General features: G+C 59.1%; 12 protein-coding genes and 1 tRNA gene. 8 read left to right on the top strand and 5 right to left on the bottom strand.

The window, feature by feature from the left end:
* Nucleotides 1–55 precede the first annotated feature (55 nt).
* A complete protein-coding gene (locus tag ACM62R_RS08110; RefSeq protein ID WP_415183550.1) occupies nucleotides 56–1,507 on the bottom strand; it encodes a biotin carboxylase in 1,452 nt (483 codons plus the stop codon).
* Between the two features lie 143 nt (nucleotides 1,508–1,650).
* Between ACM62R_RS08110 and ACM62R_RS08115 the strand changes: the two genes are divergently transcribed.
* Nucleotides 1,651–3,117, top strand: coding sequence for an APC family permease (locus tag ACM62R_RS08115; protein WP_415183551.1), 1,467 nt, complete (start codon nucleotides 1,651–1,653; stop codon nucleotides 3,115–3,117).
* Between the two features lie 6 nt (nucleotides 3,118–3,123).
* On the opposite strand, the gene ACM62R_RS08120 is transcribed toward ACM62R_RS08115, so the two are convergent.
* Nucleotides 3,124–3,477, bottom strand: coding sequence for a hypothetical protein (locus tag ACM62R_RS08120; protein WP_415183552.1), 354 nt, complete (start codon nucleotides 3,475–3,477; stop codon nucleotides 3,124–3,126).
* Between the two features lie 429 nt (nucleotides 3,478–3,906).
* A complete protein-coding gene (locus ACM62R_RS08125) occupies nucleotides 3,907–5,631 on the bottom strand; it encodes a Hint domain-containing protein (RefSeq protein ID WP_415183553.1) in 1,725 nt (574 codons plus the stop codon).
* A gap of 229 nt (nucleotides 5,632–5,860) precedes the next feature.
* On the opposite strand from ACM62R_RS08125, the gene ACM62R_RS08130 reads away from it, so the two are divergent.
* Together ACM62R_RS08130 and ACM62R_RS08135 are read left to right on the top strand one after the other, a co-directional pair.
* Complete coding sequence (locus ACM62R_RS08130; RefSeq protein ID WP_415183554.1) at nucleotides 5,861–7,021, top strand: FliM/FliN family flagellar motor switch protein; 1,161 nt, start codon at nucleotides 5,861–5,863, stop codon at nucleotides 7,019–7,021.
* Nucleotides 7,022–7,284: 263 nt separating this feature from the next.
* On the top strand, nucleotides 7,285–9,294 hold the full coding sequence (locus ACM62R_RS08135; RefSeq protein WP_415183555.1) for an enoyl-CoA hydratase-related protein: 2,010 nt from the start codon (nucleotides 7,285–7,287) through the stop codon (nucleotides 9,292–9,294).
* A gap of 6 nt (nucleotides 9,295–9,300) precedes the next feature.
* Here ACM62R_RS08135 and ACM62R_RS08140 read toward each other — a convergent pair whose 3' ends face one another.
* Nucleotides 9,301–9,516, bottom strand: coding sequence for a hypothetical protein (locus tag ACM62R_RS08140; RefSeq protein WP_415183556.1), 216 nt, complete (start codon nucleotides 9,514–9,516; stop codon nucleotides 9,301–9,303).
* 182 nt (nucleotides 9,517–9,698) lie between these two features.
* On the opposite strand from ACM62R_RS08140, the gene ACM62R_RS08145 reads away from it, so the two are divergent.
* Nucleotides 9,699–9,950, top strand: a complete 252-nt coding sequence (locus tag ACM62R_RS08145; protein WP_415183557.1) for a DUF2312 domain-containing protein — start codon at nucleotides 9,699–9,701, stop codon at nucleotides 9,948–9,950.
* 14 nt (nucleotides 9,951–9,964) lie between these two features.
* Here ACM62R_RS08145 and ACM62R_RS08150 read toward each other — a convergent pair whose 3' ends face one another.
* Nucleotides 9,965–10,840 (bottom strand): hypothetical protein, encoded by an 876-nt coding sequence (locus tag ACM62R_RS08150; RefSeq protein WP_415183558.1) that lies wholly within the window; start codon nucleotides 10,838–10,840, stop codon nucleotides 9,965–9,967.
* 99 nt (nucleotides 10,841–10,939) lie between these two features.
* Between ACM62R_RS08150 and ACM62R_RS08155 the strand changes: the two genes are divergently transcribed.
* From ACM62R_RS08155 to ACM62R_RS08170, 4 genes are all read left to right on the top strand, one after another.
* A complete protein-coding gene (locus ACM62R_RS08155; RefSeq protein ID WP_415183559.1) occupies nucleotides 10,940–12,640 on the top strand; it encodes an ABC transporter permease in 1,701 nt (566 codons plus the stop codon).
* 42 nt (nucleotides 12,641–12,682) lie between these two features.
* Nucleotides 12,683–12,757, top strand: a tRNA-Thr gene (locus ACM62R_RS08160).
* A gap of 691 nt (nucleotides 12,758–13,448) precedes the next feature.
* Nucleotides 13,449–14,801: a hypothetical protein gene (locus ACM62R_RS08165; protein WP_415183560.1), complete on the top strand. Its 1,353-nt coding sequence runs from the start codon at nucleotides 13,449–13,451 to the stop codon at nucleotides 14,799–14,801.
* A gap of 37 nt (nucleotides 14,802–14,838) precedes the next feature.
* Nucleotides 14,839–15,861: a KpsF/GutQ family sugar-phosphate isomerase gene (locus ACM62R_RS08170; protein ID WP_415183561.1), complete on the top strand. Its 1,023-nt coding sequence runs from the start codon at nucleotides 14,839–14,841 to the stop codon at nucleotides 15,859–15,861.
* The last annotated feature ends 284 nt before the right edge of the window (nucleotides 15,862–16,145 follow it).

Raw genomic sequence — 16,145 nt, forward strand, 5'->3', positions numbered from 1 at the left:
CCCTATTGTCAAGCGGCCCGATAAAATAACCCGCGCTCCTTTATTGCCCGCGCCGTCAGAACCATTTGCCAGCATCAAACCCATGTGGCGGCAGTGCTGGCGCTTCGGCGGCAAGCGGAACGGTGTGGAACGCCGCCTTGAGCCCCGCGTTCCATGCCTTGGCGCGTTCGGTCAGCGCGCGATCGTCAGATTGCATCCGCCCGCGTGCCAGAAGGCAACCCATATCTGCACCATGGTAACAATACTCTCCTACACCGTAAACGCGCAGATAAAAGGCTTCGTTCTCATCCCCGACGCTGGTGATGTTGTGCGCCGCACGCAGGAACGACACGCTGCCGTCTTCTGCCATGCGCCAGACCCCTGATGGTGGCACTTCGGTAATCAGTTCCACCTTGTCTTCGGTCTGTTTTAGGATCAATTGCGTCCAGTTGTCATAGTCATTCCAGCGTGCCTGCACCGCCTCCATATCAAGGTCGTAGTCGACATCCAGATATTCGAGGATATGGAACAGGAACAGCGGGCATCCACCATAGGTCGTCGTGATCAGATTGGTGGGCGGTGTGGCGCCACTGACGCGCGGGTTCAATTCGCCAAGATAGACCGTGTGATCATCGGTATCGAGCAGAAAGTCCAGGCAAAACACGCCCTTGTAACCCTCGGCGTAAAGCCTGTCGCCAAATTTGCGCGCCATTTCGCGCACCTTTTCGGGCACGCCATCGGGCAGGATCGTGGTGGAAATATCGTTCCCGCACCATCCCCCCTTATAGGGTGTGATCTCTTCAAACCCGGTGATGTCGGTCATGACCGGCCCGACCAGGGTTCCATGCCGGGTGGCGCAGCCTTCGATGGTGCCAGGCAGGTGGTTCAGGCGCCTCATCACTTTCAGTTTCTGGCCAATGATCTTTGACTCGAAGCGGTTCCAGTCATCCTCGGTCTTGATGAAAAATGTGGTGCGCCCACTGTCGCCGTAGGGGGTCTGCACCACGAGATCGTGACCAAGGCCGCCTTCGTCGGCAAGCAGCATGAGGTCTTTGTAGGTGTCTGCCTCGCCCATGATGTTGGGTGCGCTGGCCACGCCCGCGTCATTTCCAAGCCGTGTCGTCTCAATCTTGGAATCAAGCCGGTCGCGCAGTTTTGCCGACGGCAGGGCGATGTCGACCCCGACTTTTTCGCATAGGCGTTCGGTCTCTTCGTCAAACATCACAAAGATTGCCTTGCCACGCGGCCGCTTTTTGACGTGCTCTGCAAATTGAGGGTGATCGACAAGATAATTGGCCACATCCTCCATCGAGCTGAATTCTTGCGGGCCGTCCCGATCAGGCACAAAGATGCGCGGATTATCGCCATCAAAGATGTCAAAGTAGTTTATAAACTCCAACCCACCGACCCACTGATCAATGCCAAGCAGACTGAAGGGGGTGGGCGTGATGACATAGATCGGCGTTTCATTGCGCCGCAGGTATCGAAATATTTCCGTCAGACTGGTCAGCTTTGGGGTGTCCACCATGTCATTTCCCTTTTTCTCAGGCTGAAAGTTGTCAAAGATTGCCGAACGCGCCAGTGTGGAATAATTTTGTTGCTCAGGGAATTGAAATTCATCATGGTGCATAATGCAAGCGGGTTGTTGACGAATGTGATCTTTGACCCGCCATGCCCGAAATCATCCAGCCTAGAAACGGGGAGCGTTGCAGAGTGTCTCAGGGGAAATTTGAAAAAGTTTTGAAGTCGAAGGATGTGCTCGCACTCGCTTTTGGGGCCATGATCGGTTGGGGTTGGGTGGTTCTGGCTGGTGGTTGGGTGAACTCTGCCGGGGCGTTGGGTGCCATGATAGCCTTCGCGGTTGGTGGTTTTGCCGTCGTTCTGATCGGACTTACCTACGCGGAATTGGCGTCAGCGATGCCATTGACCGGCGGCGAACATGTTTACAGCTATCGTGCCTTCGGGATGGGCGGATCGTTTCTTTGCACCTGGGCGATCATCCTGGGCTATATGTCTGTGGTCGCCTTCGAGGCGGTGGCGTTGCCCACGGTCGTTGAACAATTGTTTCCCAGCTACAAGGTCGGGCTGATGTGGAGCGTGGCCGGCTATGACGTCTACTTCACCTGGGTAATGATCGGCGTCCTGGGTGCGGTAATCATGACGTGGATCAACATCCTTGGCATCCAGTCCAGCGCGCTTTTGCAAAAAGTGGTAACGCTGCTGATCTTGGCGGTCGGCATCATGCTGGTCACAGGTTCACTTTTCAACGGTGACACGGCAAATATGGAGCCTCTTTTCATGGACGGTGCCAAAGGGCTGCTTGCCGTTCTTATCATGACGCCGTTCATGTTCGTTGGTTTCGACGTCATCCCGCAGGCCGCCGAAGAGATCAACCTGCCGCCCAAACAGATTGGCCGCATTCTGGTGATTTCGGTCGTCATGGCGGTGACGTGGTATATTGCAATCATTCTAGCGGTTTCGCTGGCGCTTTCAGCAGAGGATTCATCTGCCGCGAGCCTGCCGACGGTTGATGCGATGAGCGCGGTTTTTGGGGGAACCTGGGCGGGCAAGCTTTTGGTTCTGGCCGGTATCGGTGGCATCATTACCAGTTGGAACGCCTTTCTGATCGGCGGCAGCCGGGCAATTTATGCCATGGCGCACGCCAAGATGCTGCCGGCGTTCCTGGGCAAGATGTCTCCGCGTTACAACACGCCGGTCAATGCCATTCTTTTCGTTGGGATGTTGTCGATCGTGGCGCCGCTATTCGGACGCAAGGCGCTGGTCTGGCTGGTCGATGCAGGAGGGCTTGGCATCGTGGTGGCCTATGCGGCGGTGGCGGGTTCGTTTCTGGTGCTGCGTCGCAAGGAACCCGGCATGCCGCGCCCATTTCGGGTTAGCCACCCGGCAGTAGGGTGGGGCGCGCTGTTTCTTGCCGTGGGGATCGTGCTGCTTTACCTGCCCGGCAGCCCGGCGGCACTGATCTGGCCCTACGAATGGGCAATTGTCGGAAGCTGGACAGCACTCGGTTTCGCCTTCTACCTTTGGAGCCGTTTCGCCCATCCAGACGAGGCCGGAAAGATCGTGATGCAAGAGCTGTTGTCTGGCCATTCCGACCTTGCGGAACCCACCGCGAATTGACGTCGCCTATTTCATCGAATGCCCGCTGACAGCGCTGATCGCGTCAGCGGGCTCAATATCATTGCGGACCCAGAAATAGCGAAAGCCCATCGTGCGCAACCATTTCTCAAGCCGGTCAAGACTGCTCCATTCACGCTGCAGGCCGCGCGCGCTAAGAAGTTGGGCCCACTGGCCGTCAATCATGAAATAAACCGTCCATGTTAGCGGAAATTTGTCCTGATCCGCGAATCCGCCAGCTTCGGTCTCGCGCCGGGATCGAAGTGCAACGGGATAAGTATTGATGCGATACGCGGCCGATAGATCCGGTATTTCGTTCTGACGGACCGAGATTGTCGCAGTTGGTGTGGGCGTCATGGTCATCTGTGCAGCACCTACCCATGTCCTTGTCGTTGCAGGATCGTGTTCTTCGTTGAGCGGGTTGGAACAGTCGCCGCGAATTTGGTTTGGGGGGTTTTTGCTCATCCCGTCTACGTTAGGCTGCGCACCGCCTTTATTTCAAGCGGTATGTTGTTGCCCGCCCATCCAGGCGGCTATCCTGGTTTCCTGCGCGATTGTTTTTGGGGTAAAGCGCCGCGGTAAGCCCATGAAATATGCAAGCGCGTCAGCCGCGATATCTGATGGCCAAAACTGACCTGCCGCCCGGCCTTCAACAAACCGAAACCGGAACTCTTTGGGTTGATGTGCCGATCTGGGTAGCTAAAGCGCCCGGTAGTGGTGCGACGTCGCGACATGACACCGATCAGACGTTCCGAAACGCGGGGCGCGGGCTGGTCTGCAATCTGCCAAATCTCAGGCCGCAAATAAAACCTGCACCTCGTGGGCTTTCAGGCTTAGGCGTGCGGCGGTAAAGGCATCGCCGCCATGCGGCAGGGCGAGTTCAGGAAAAATTGTCAATATTTCGTTTCTTTGCGCCTGTTCCAACCCATTCAAGACAAGCTGACCCGGCTGGAAGCTTTCGCTCCACGCCCCATTGGCAAGAACTATTTCATGCGCATCGAACATGATGTGAATATAGCTGACGGCTTTTACATCGGAACGCTCAAAGCCCGGTTGCCCCAATAGATGAACCGCCGCCACCAACACTTCGCTTTCCCCAAAGCAAAGCTCGGCGCGCGGCCCGGTAAGCAACATCCGATGCTGTGGCGATACAAGCATATCCGCGTTGGGCAGGCCGTTTTGTAATGCGCCCTGTCGGATCAACACCGGTCTGAGTTTCGGGTTTGCTGCCAGATTTGCAGTCGTAAGATCGCGCCGCCCCACCCAGCGGACCCTGCGATAGCCGCTGTCTCGGGTCATCACTTTTTGCCCCACCCTGACGTTCTCGATCGGCACCAAACCATCTTTTGTTTCCACCATTGCGCCGGGGGTAAAGCAGGGAACATGCTCGACGTTCTCAATATTTGCAAAGTTGGTTGTATCCCCATTCGCCCAAAAAATGGTGCCGTTTTCCGTGTTGGCCGGGTCATGCACGATCTTGGCGCGACCATTTACTTTCAAGACGTCTTTGTCTTTGTTGTTCTTGTCTTCTCCGCCGTCAACAAACTCGCCATGGCTTTCGCCAAAATTCAGGACAATGGTGTCTGACCCGGTGCCGCCATCCAAAACGTCAAGACCTGCGCCGCCTTCCAGAGAATCGTTTCCCGTGCCGCCCCGCAGCGTATCGTTTCCATCACCCCCAAAAAGGGTATCGCGACCGTCGCCGCCATCAAGCAGGTCATCCCCCTCCCCGCCTATCAGGCTGTCGTTGCCGCTTTCGCCATAAATCCGGTCGTTACCCTGGCCCCCGTAAACGGTATCATTCCCGCTGCCGGCGTTAATCGTGTCATTGCCGCCAACCGCCACGTTCGGTTCTGGCGGCATTCCGACAATTGGACTGGTCAGCAGATTTTGCGCCGCGCCACCGGGAACGGTAACGGTCGCGGCCAGCGTGTTTCCACCCAGATTTTCCCAATAGGTGATTTCGATCGTATAGGTCTGAGCGGAATCAAGGGTGACCTCGCCCCAGCGGGTTGTTGCAGATTGGTGATAGTCATTGTTCAGGATCGGCTGGGTGGTACCGTCCTGATTATAAACCGAAACGGGGTTCCCGTCGGAATCAAGAATGCGCAGCGTCGAGCCGTCGTCCGAGGTCAACGCAAAGCGGTAAACCCCTGCAACGCTGGGCACCAACCGAGATGACAGCACAATGCCAAAATCTTCCGGGTCGTCTGTTGTGCCGCGCGCCTGATTGGCCAGGGCTGCGACATCGAAATTGTTTGTATAGCCGGTTCCGCGCAGCAGACCTGATGTAATGGCATCTGATTGGCCATTCGCGCTACTGAAATCATAGTCATAAACGCCGAAAAGCCAGCTTCCTGCTTCGGGTGTTTCGTCAAAGACGGGCACATCGCCATAAATCAGGTCATTGCCGCGCTCGCCGTCCAAAGAATCATTACCGTCCAGCCCATACAGCGTGTCGTCGCTGTTTGTGCCGCTTAGGGTGTCATTACCCGCGGTGCCGATCTTTATAGCCATTGTCGCAGTTCCATCTGGTCGGATCGAGACGTGTCCGATCTGGTATACATGAATAGTGTTTACGGCAAATTCACGGCATTTGAAGGTTGAAATATGGGTCAGAGTTGGACGATCGCCGTGGCAACACGGCCGGGTTGGCGCAAACAGGGACTTTTATCTAAACGGTTTGTAAACCCTGATCTGTCACAGGTTCAATGGAATGTGCCCGTGTCCGGGGCGGACGGAAGGTATGCCAGAGGAAAAACCGAAAACCGTACTAAGCAAGATGGCCGAGGCAGGGCGACCGCCAGCGGACGGCGTTCCCATGTCCAGTGTGCGCGCATTGCGGCAGGCGCTCGCGAAGGCCGCGCAAGATATCATAAAGCTACCGTTGACGGTGATTGCGGTGAACGAAAGGCGGATGACCCTTTCAGATCTGCCTGAGACATTGGAGGATCATGCGCTTTTGGCGGTGATTGAGGGCCCGGCGGAGGCTTTGGGTCTTATCGCCCTGTCCCCGCCCATGCTCGCGGCTTTGATAGAGATGCAGACGATGGGTCGACTTGGCGCCCGGGCGCCTGCTGTCCGAAAACCCACCCGAACGGATGCCTCAATGTCCGCAGATCTGCTGGACGGTGTTTTGATCGGATTTGAGGCGGCGTTGGCTGAAATGCCCGAAATCGTCTGGGCTGGCGGCTTTCGCTATGCCTCGTTTCTGGATGACCCTCGCCCCTTGGGGTTGCTGTTGGAGGATTGCGCCTACCGGGTCTTTGAAGTGCAGCTTACGGTTGGATTGGCGGGCGCGCGCGAGGGCGGATTCATGCTGGCCTTGCCGGCAACGGGGCGCGGGCCCGGGCCGCAAAAAATGGGGGTCGCTTTGGGCGAGGCATCGACCCCTGAAGCGGGGGGCGAGAATGATGTTGGTGAGTGGCCCGAACAGATGTCCCGGGCGGTAATGTCCACGCATGTCACGCTTGAGGCGGTATTGCACCGCGTCACGCTACCGCTTCAGGCGGTGATGTCGTTTCAGCCGGGCATGGTGCTGCCGATGTCGATGGCAACGCTGGAAACCCTCTCGATCGAGGGGGCCGGGGGGCGCTGCATTGCGCGCGCACGGCTGGGCCAACAGCGTGGCTTTCGCGCCGCACGGCTAATTGCGGAGGATGCGGATTTGCCGTTGGGCGGCGTTGAGCCACCTGAAAAAGTGCCCGCTGCCAGCGCTGAACACGCGTTGCCTGTTGCGACAAAGAAGAGGGTTGAACCTGACGCGCCCCCCGCCGAAGGATCGAAAAAGGGCGAGCCTGCACCATTTACAGCGCCCGGCACCGGGGCGGGTGCGGCGGCGCCAGAATATCCGCAACAAAATGACGAAGCCCCCGCGCTGGCGATGAAAACCGGATCGGGGTTCTAGCGCTGAATACCCGTGCGTGCCGTTACCCTTTTCGGTGGGGCAGTGGCGGATAGGGCCTTGGCGCATCCCGTGCCCCTGACATCAGTGCCGCGCGTTTGGATGGCTTGCCCGCGGTATTCTTTTTTAAGATCATACACCGCGACGCTATTTACCGCTCTGACAGGGCTTTGCGCGCAAAAGCCGTTGCCTCGGGCGGCACAGTGGCTAAACTTGCCCAAACCAATGCCCAAAGGGGCGGCAACACAGAGGCAGGGCGCCGGAATATGGCAAAGCAGGTCAGGGCGCATCTGCGCGACGGCGTGGCGATCATCACGCTGGCAGAGGCTGAGGATAGGCCGGGTGCCGGATTTCATCCGGGGCTGCGTCTGGCTTTGGCCGATGCGCTTGACCAAGCCTTGGCAAACAGGTTTGCCCGCGCCGTGCTGCTGCGTGGCACGGTGGCAGGTTGGCCGGTGGCCACTGACGCTGCGTCCGATTTTGCGACCGAGGCCGAAACGCCCGATTTGCGCATTCTGGCCGAGCAGATTGCCACCGCGCAAAAGCCGGTGGTGGCCGCCCTTGCCGGGCAAATTTCTGGTGGGGGTCTGGCATTGGCGCTGGCGTGTGGTTGGCGGTTGGCAGACCCTGAAACGCGGTTTGCAGCACCCGAAACGGCGCGCGGGCTGTTGCCTGCGGGTGGGGCGCTGGTGCGGTTGGCGCGGCGGGTGGGCGCGGCAGGGGCACTACGTCTGCTGACATCCGAAACGGGCTGGGGTGCTGCCGAGGCGCTGGTTGCGGGGCTGGTTGATTTTGTGCCCGACGACGGATCTGTCGATGCCGCCGCCGTTACACTGGCGTTGGCGGCTTCTGATGGCACTGTCAAACTACCCTCGAAAGACGCCGGCCTTGCCAACCCCACGACCTACTTGGCCGAGCTTTCGCAGACGCGCAGCCTGCTGGGGCCAGAGCCTGCGTTAGCCGCGTTGACCCGTCAATGCGAGGTGATCGAGGCTGCGTTGTTGTTGCCCGGCGATGAGGCGTTCGATTGCGAGGCCGTGGCCTATGCTGACCTGGCCGAGACGCCGTTGGCAAAGGGCCTTGGCCACAGCGCGAAAGCGGCCCGTGAGGCTAACTGGTTGGCAGGATACAAGGCGGTTGCGCCTGCTGTTGACACGTTACGGGTGGGCCTGTGGCAAGCGTCGGGCGGTGCGGATCTGGCGATGATGCTACTGGCTGCCGGGCATGAGGTGATCCTGGGGGGGGCCGACAGTGATGCCCTGACCGAGGCGTTTTCCAGCGTCGCCCATGTGCAAGAGTCCGCTGTTCAGGCCGGAAACCTGGACCCGGCTACGCGGGATGCCGATTGGTCGCGGCTAAGTGCTACAATCGACCCCGCCGGGTTTTCGGGCGCCGATATGGTCATTGCCTGGGCTGACGCTGCCAAACTGTCGTCGGCGCTTGACCCTGCGGTTCCCTTGGTCGTCGGCCTTCCGCAGGTTGATCTTTTGCCGCAACGGACGCTTGCCTTGCGTTTCGGCACGGATCTGAGCGAAATCATTCTGCCCAGCCCGGATCAGGCCGATCTGGGTGTGCGTGTTGCCGCCTTGCTGCGAGGGATCGGGCAGGCGGTGGTGCGCGGCGGTCCCGGACCGGGCGGTATTGCCGATTATCTGCGCGCAGCAATTCATGCAGCCGCAGAGCGCGCGGTCATGGCCGGGGCAAGCCCGGCCCAGGTTGACCGCGCACTGACGGCGTTCGGCTTTGCCGAAGGTCCGTTCATGCGCGCGGATCGGATCGGCCTTGGCGCACTGGTTGCTGATTTGCGCCGCGTGGGGCGTGCGCCGGGGGCGCTCGTTCTGTTCTTGCTGGCCGAGGGGCAGGCGGGGTGTGCGGCGGGGCAGGGCTTTTACCGCTATGATGAGGCACAGCCAATGCCCGCGACGGGGCTTGACGCGGTGGTGGGCCTGATCCGGCGTGAAGTTGGCGTGACGCCCCAGAACCTGTCAACGGCTGACATTCAGATCCGGATCATGGCTGAGCTGGCCAATGAGGGCGCACGGCTGTTGCAAACAGGGGCGGCGCACCGCGCCAGCGATATTGATCTGGTGGCGGTGCGGGGTATCGGGCTGACTGGCGGGCAGGGTGGGCCCATGTTTCAGGCTGATCAGCGCGGGCTTTTGGCGCAGCGCAAATTGTTGCGTGCGCTGGCGGCCGAAGGATCTGCGGCCCCGGTCACGCTATGGGATGTGCTTATAAAGAACGGACGTCGCTTTGCAGATTTAGGCACGGTCTAGGCGGTTTTAGCCAAGAAGGACGCCCACTACCACGATTATCAACCCGATAACCGAGGTGAAAAGCGCGCCCAGATTGATAGCCACGACCCGTTGCAGGCGGGCGCGCAAAACCGCATCCTCCAGCCCTGCGCGGCGCGCCTGCGCCACCGTGATGATGCACCAGACGATCCCGACAAGCCCGATCACTGAAATGGCCGCGCCAACCCAGACCAGAATTTCCATTGCTCGCGCCTCCTGCTAATCGGGCCCGCCCTAACGCGAAGCCCCCGCCAAAGGCAATAGGCATCGCATCATTGATCTGCAGGAACAGGTCTTGATGCCCCCCCGGCAACCGATTAGCTAAGGTACCACAGTGCGCCGGCCTGCAGGCCGGTGCCGCCCTTTTCATAGATGCGAGGAATCCGATGTCCAGTGACGTCACCTACAATGTCACCGCCGACGAGCTGCGCCAGTTCATCGAACAATATGAGCATCTCGAAGCCGAAAAAAAGGATATTACCGAGCAGCAAAAAGAAGTGATGGCCGAGGCCAAGGGCCGGGGCTACGATACCAAGGTGATGAAAAAGCTGATCGCCATGCGCAAGCGCGACAAGAACGATCTTGACGAAGAAGAAGCCATTCTTGACCTCTACAAGGCTGCTTTAGGCATGGTCTGAGTCGAAAAAGCCCTTCAGGGGGCGATGAATTCGACGCCGTCCATTGTAGCGATTTCTGCAACATCCGCATCATAGTTTGCGGTAATTTCGGTGACCAGATCGTCCGTCCAGCCGGGTAGTGGAACCTCGATCTCGATCTTGTCGCGCAGGCCGAATTTTTCCAGAAAGACAGCCACGATCTTGCGGCGGTGGGCAATGGTTTTTGGCGAATGTTCGCTTAGATACGCCCGTAACCGGTCCAACCCCTCAGGCGACATGATCGTGGCCAGGATTGCGAAATCACCTTCAAAGGCGGCTTCCTGTGGCAGGTGGGTAATGTGGCGCAGAATTTCGGGCCAGATCAGTGGCGTGTCCTCGTGGCACCAAAGCACCAGCTTGTGACTTTTGGATACCTCGGCCATTTGCCTGATTACAGGCAACCAGCGCAGCGCACGCGGGTCATTCCCGACCATCACACTTTCATAGCTCGCACCTTCAATGCGCTGGATCAGTGCCGGAACCAGTGTTGCAGGGTTGACCAGCGCAAAATGAAATTCGATTTCCGCCTCGGGAAACAGGTTGGCCAATGGTTTCAGCTTGGCCTGGGCCATCGTGTAAAAGCCCGCTTCGGTTATGACACGTTGGGGGATGCATGTAAAAAACTCATGTGAAAAGAATATCCGGTCGGGCGGGTTAATATCGCTGACTGCGGCCAGCACCTCTTGCTGTTTGGCGCTGTCGGCGGGGGCGCCGCGCAGTTCCAACAGGGTATCACGCAGCAACATCCGATAGCGTTTAGGGGGTGGTACCACAAGGCCGCTACCATTCAGGGTTGCGCGATTGCGCAGCAGGGTTTTAACCAGCCGATCCTCGTCCGAGGCGTGGGCGCCGAGGTGGAATACAACCTGCATCTGATTTCCTGCATCTTGGGGCCGTGACGGGCCGCGGATCAGGCGTAGACTACTAGGGCTTTTCTGGACAGGCAAACCGCTTTCCTGTAACTGCGGCGCATGGAAGCCAAGCAAAACACTCAAGCACTGCCTGGTCGGGGCGTTCGGGCCCCGGCCCGCACCTTCGGGTTGCGCGCCTTGGGCGGCGGAATCTGGTCGGTAGGGGCGCTGCTGATTGCCGCCGTCGTGCTGGCGCCGATCCTGTCGGTATTGTGGATCGCGCTGAACCCGGTGGAAAATATCTGGCCGCACCTCATGGCCACAACCTTGCCTCGGTACATGGGCAATACGGCATTTTTGACGTTAGGCGTGGGGGTTCTGGCTTCGATGGTGGGGGCGGGCTCGGCTTGGTTGGTCTCGATGTATCGGTTTCCGTTTTCGGGGTGGCTGGAATGGTTGCTTTTGCTGCCGTTGGCGATACCGGCCTATGTAGGCGCCTATGCGCTGGTCGATTTTCTGGATTATTCGGGGCCGGTGCAGATTGCCCTGCGCGAGACTTTTGGCTGGACCAGCGCGCGCGATTACTGGTTTCCGCATGTGCGGTCACGCGGGGCGGCGGCGGTAGTGCTGTCGGCGTCGCTGTATCCTTACGTCTACCTATTGTCGCGGGCGGCCTTTCGCGAACAGTCGGGCGGCAGCTACGAGGTGGCGCGGGCGCTGGGCGCAGGGCCGTTTGGTCTGTTCTGGCGGGTAGGTCTGCCATTGGCGCGGCCCGCAATTGCCGCCGGCGCTGCGATTGCGATGATGGAGACGGTGGCCGATTACGGTGTGGTTGATTATTTCGGGGTGCAGACCCTGACCACCGGCATTTTCACCACTTGGCTTGAGGCCGGCAACGCCGGTGGCGCGGCGCAGATTGCCAGTGTGATCCTGGCCGTCGTGTTCATGTTGGTCGCGTTGGAGAAAATCAGCCGCAAGAATCTGCGCTACTATCAATCGGCCCGGCAACCACGCCCGATTGCCCGAAAGGCGCTGAGTGGTGCGGTGGGATGGGGGGCGACGGCGCTTTGTGCTGCACCGTTTCTGTTGGGTTTCGTGCTGCCGGTCGGCGTGATGAGTGCCTATGCGCTGTCCAGTCCTGCGGCGTGGTTCGGGCCCGGTTTGGCGCGTGCGCTGATGAATACGCTGACGGTGGGGGGCACTGCGGCTGCTTTGACCGTCGGGGGGGCGGTGTTCATGGTTTACGGGGTGCGCCTGACGGGGCGGCGGTTGCCGCGGGTATTGTTGCCGTTCACGACGCTGGGCTATGCGGCGCCGGGTGCGGTGCTGGCGGTGGGGATATTGCTGCCGCTGGCGGCGTTTGATCATTGGATAGCTGATATATGGCTGGCGATGACGGGGGTAGACCCGGGGCTGATTCTGACCGGATCGGCGGCGGCGATTATTCTGGCTTATCTGGTGCGGTTCTTTGCCATTGCCCAAGGCGCGATGGACAGCGCCTTTGGCCGCGTTTCACCTAGCCTGCCGATGGCGGCGCGATCCTTGGGGCGGACCGCGGGGGGGGCGCTGCGCGAGGTTTATCTGCCGCTGATGAAGGGGTCCGTCGGGTCGGCGCTGCTGTTGGTGTTTGTGGATTGCATGAAGGAGTTGCCCGCCACGATGCTGCTGCGTCCGTTCAACTATGAAACGCTGGCAACGCGAGTGCATGAAAAGGCCAGTTTGGAGAACCTCGGTGATGCTGCCCCTGCGGCGCTTTTGGTGATGGCTGTGGGGTTGGTTGCCACGGCAATGTTGGCGCGGGCGAACTTCGGGCAGAAGTGAGCCTTGCGCCCCGCGCGCAGTCAGATTATTCACGCTATGAATGCCGGTGTAGCTCAGGGGTAGAGCTGCGATTTTGTAAGTCGAGGGTCGGGGGTTCAATTCCCTCCACCGGCACCATTCGCGTAAATAGTGCGAATTCACGTAACTTTCTGAAAGTTTGGGCCCTTGATACCTGTTCGGGTGACTGTTTGAGAGTCGCGTTTTGGACCCGAGGCTGTCCACAGCCGATCATCAGGGCACGCCGGACAGTTGTCCTTTTTATACGGGCGGCTGGGCCGTTCCTGCGCTGGGCGTGATCACGCAACTCTGCGTGGCATACTGCACAGCTTTTCAGGTCTATGTGACTTAACGTCGCACTGATTGTTTTGGTGGTTATCGTGACGTAATTGCCAGCGGAACTCTTCAAACGGTTGATCTGGACCCACGATGCGTTTGGCGAGGTATACCGCGCCCGGTTGCGGTATGGATACCGGGTTTTAGGCAAGGATTCAATATTATAGCGACGCAAGCGCATTTTTGTGCAGGCCCTGAAAGTCCGTTGGCAGTGGCGTGAGGTGCCCTATAAGAGGAAAGAAAATATTTGCTTCACGCCTTAAAGATGAATCTTCTGCGCAAAATTCTGCCTGCAGTACGGCGATTTCGAAAAATGAGTTTGCATCCCATTCTGCGTTGGTAGATAGGTTTCCCTTAAATCTTGAGCAATGGCCTGTAACTTTACCGTGCCGAATTTTGAAACGCAGCCTCTGGCTGTGGGATTTTTGTGATGCTGGATCATCAAAAAAAAACCGTTGGCGGTTCATGCCCAGAAATGATGGGGACGGACCAGTCACGCGCTGGCCGTGCAGAGCGTTCATTTGCCGGCGGTAGCCGCGTATTGCTGCTGCAAGGACCGGTAGGGCCGTTCTTCTCACGGTTGCAAGAAACGCTGGAAGGTAGCGGGCACGAGGTTCGTCGCGTGTGCTTCCATGCAGGAGACCGGGTCTTTGCCCCCCGAAACAACCGTATTCTGTTTAATGGCGGCGCTGATGCGTGGCGTGAATGGATTAACGGCTATCTTACCGCAACGCAGATCGATTGCATCATTCTTTTTGGTGCCGAAAGGCCCATTCATCAGATCGCGCGCGCCGTAGCGCAGCGCCTGGGCATCAGGGTTATCGCACTTGAAGAGGGCTATCTTCGCCCTGGTTTTGTGACGATCGAGGACGGTGGCAACAACGCCACCTCACCCATCGCGGGGTGCCTTCCACCGCCTGATTTTATCGCTGATGACGCCGCCAGTGCGCCCGCCACGGATTATCGCAGTTTGCGGGTTATGGGATGGTACAGCACCGTGCATTATGTTCTGCGGACGTTTTCGCAGACATCGCGGCGCAAGCAGCTTTTCCACCGCCGGTTTTCGGCGCTTCCCGAAATTTTCCGCTGGGGCCGCAACGGTTGGCGCCGAATTTTGCACGCAAACCAAAATCTGGCCACGATTCAGAAGCTTTTGGAACACCATGACGGCAAGTACTTCCTTGTGCCGTTACAGGTATCGGCGGATGCCAACCTTCAGGCGGCAGCCGCAGGATGGTGTTCGGCGCGCCTTATCCGCGAAACACTTTCCTCGTTTGCCAAACACGCCAATCCACAGGCGCGTCTTGTTTTCAAGATCCACCCGTTGGAGCGGGGTCATGTCACCCATGCGCCGCTAATCAATGCCACTGCCGCCACGCTTGGCGTTGCCGGTCGTGTTGATGTGGTTGACACCGGGTCGCTTGGCCTTCTTGCGCGGCATTCTGCGGGGATGATCACTATCAACAGCACGTCCGGGCTGTCCGCGATCCATCATGGAACGCCGCTTCTTGTAATCGGTCGCGCCATTTACGCGAACCCGGAACTGGCCATCTGCGCCAATGGTGCGCCGAATTTCGATGCATTCTGGGCCGCGCACCATGTTGCCGCGCCTTCTGTGCGCCGGAATTACCTTGGGTGGCTTCGGCAAGTGGCGCTCGCGCCCGGCGATTTCTACGCCGCAGAAGGTATCACGCTGGCTTGCGAGGCCGTGCTGACGCGGCTTGGCCCCGGCCTGGATACGCTGACCACCCACGAACCGCAAACCTCGCCCGAGGCCGTTTCCGCAAACAAATTGCTTTTGCCCAAAGGCGCGCCGCTTGTCGCGTAACTGCGCGCCGCCGCCGATTTATGAATGGAGCCGTCCGATGAACCAGTTTGCCGCCACCAAGTTACCCCCCGATCACGCAACTGCTGCGGCGGTGCCCGCCCCGCAGGTGGCTGACATCGTGCGGTCGGTGTTTCGGGCCGAGGCAGAGGCAATCTCCAACCTTTCTGACGATACCACCCGTGCCTGCGCCAGGGCGATTGACGTGATCCATGGCTCGAAGGGGCCGCTGATCGTTGCGGGCATTGGCAAATCCGGCCATATCGGGCGCAAGATCGCCTCAACCTTTCGATCACTGGGCAAGCCCGCGATCTTTTTGCACGCCGCCGAGGCAAGCCATGGTGACCTTGGGCTGGTGCAGCGCGGCAGCGTCGTTCTTGTGCTGTCGAACTCTGGCGAGACGACCGAACTGTCTGATTTGTTGCACTACTGCGAGGCGCATACGATTCCGGTGATCGCGCTGACTGGTCGCAAGGATTGCACGCTTGCCCGCGCCGGCGATATCGCCATTGTCTACGGCCCGGTGAAAGAGGTCTGCCGTAATGGCCTGGCGCCGACCACCTCTACCACCGTAAGCCTTGCAATCGGTGACGCGCTGGCCGTCGGCGTCAGCGCGCTTTTGGGAACGGCGCCCGAGGATTTTCGGCGCTACCACCCTGGCGGCAAGCTGGGCACGCGCCTCATGCGGGTGCGCGATCTGATGCGCACGGGCGGGCAGTTGCCGATCGTGCACCCCGATGCGCCAATGTCCGAAGTTGTGGTGACGATGTCGGAAAAATCGCTGGGCGTTGCGGTGGTGGTCGAGAAGGGCAAGGTTTTCGGGATCGTGACCGATGGCGACATGCGCCGCAATGCCGCGCGGCTTTGGGAAGTCACCGCCCGCGACATCGCAACCGTGACGCCGGTGACCGTAGACGAAGACCAACTGGCCTCGGACGCGGTAGACCTGATGTCGCAACAGATCATCACCACCTGCCTTGTTGCCGATCTGGAGGGCGGCCTGAAGGGGCTGCTGCACATCCACGATTGTTTGGGTGCGGGGACGGCCAACTTACCGGAATGAGCGCTAAGACAAGATAAAGAATGAGGTCAAACTGTGAACAGAAGTGCGGCGAAAACTAAGAAGCTCCTGACGAAGCCTGGATTGTTTTTTCGGGATCTCTTTCTCAATCAATACCCACTCGAGGTGACGGCCGACATAAATCGTCCCCGCAAGCACGACGTGCCGTTGGTAAAGGACAAGAAGAAGGCGAAACCAGTAGCGGCGAAGGTAGTTGCCGTCAAAACCGAGCGATTGCTTGTCTTATGCTGAACCCGGCTCCTACAGTATGAAGGAGCCACTGCCCG

Origin of the sequence: Phaeovulum sp. (assembly GCF_047638075.1) — a bacterium.
In the GTDB taxonomy this organism is placed as follows: Bacteria; Pseudomonadota; Alphaproteobacteria; order Rhodobacterales; family Rhodobacteraceae; genus UBA6197.

Excerpts from the sequence above, each read along its gene's own strand:
- ACM62R_RS08155 (WP_415183559.1), top strand. The coding sequence starts at position 10,940 with ATGGAAGCCAAGCAAAACACTCAAGCACTGCCTGGTCGGGGCGTTCGG.
- ACM62R_RS08125 (WP_415183553.1), bottom strand. The coding sequence starts at position 5,631 with ATGGCTATAAAGATCGGCACCGCGGGTAATGACACCCTAAGCGGCACA.
- ACM62R_RS08115 (WP_415183551.1), top strand. The coding sequence starts at position 1,651 with ATGCCCGAAATCATCCAGCCTAGAAACGGGGAGCGTTGCAGAGTGTCT.
- ACM62R_RS08170 (WP_415183561.1), top strand. The coding sequence starts at position 14,839 with ATGAACCAGTTTGCCGCCACCAAGTTACCCCCCGATCACGCAACTGCT.
- ACM62R_RS08165 (WP_415183560.1), top strand. The coding sequence starts at position 13,449 with ATGATGGGGACGGACCAGTCACGCGCTGGCCGTGCAGAGCGTTCATTT.
- ACM62R_RS08110 (WP_415183550.1), bottom strand. The coding sequence starts at position 1,507 with ATGGTGGACACCCCAAAGCTGACCAGTCTGACGGAAATATTTCGATAC.
- ACM62R_RS08120 (WP_415183552.1), bottom strand. The coding sequence starts at position 3,477 with ATGACCATGACGCCCACACCAACTGCGACAATCTCGGTCCGTCAGAAC.
- ACM62R_RS08150 (WP_415183558.1), bottom strand. The coding sequence starts at position 10,840 with ATGCAGGTTGTATTCCACCTCGGCGCCCACGCCTCGGACGAGGATCGG.
- ACM62R_RS08140 (WP_415183556.1), bottom strand. The coding sequence starts at position 9,516 with ATGGAAATTCTGGTCTGGGTTGGCGCGGCCATTTCAGTGATCGGGCTT.
- ACM62R_RS08145 (WP_415183557.1), top strand. The coding sequence starts at position 9,699 with ATGTCCAGTGACGTCACCTACAATGTCACCGCCGACGAGCTGCGCCAG.
- ACM62R_RS08130 (WP_415183554.1), top strand. The coding sequence starts at position 5,861 with ATGCCAGAGGAAAAACCGAAAACCGTACTAAGCAAGATGGCCGAGGCA.
- ACM62R_RS08135 (WP_415183555.1), top strand. The coding sequence starts at position 7,285 with ATGGCAAAGCAGGTCAGGGCGCATCTGCGCGACGGCGTGGCGATCATC.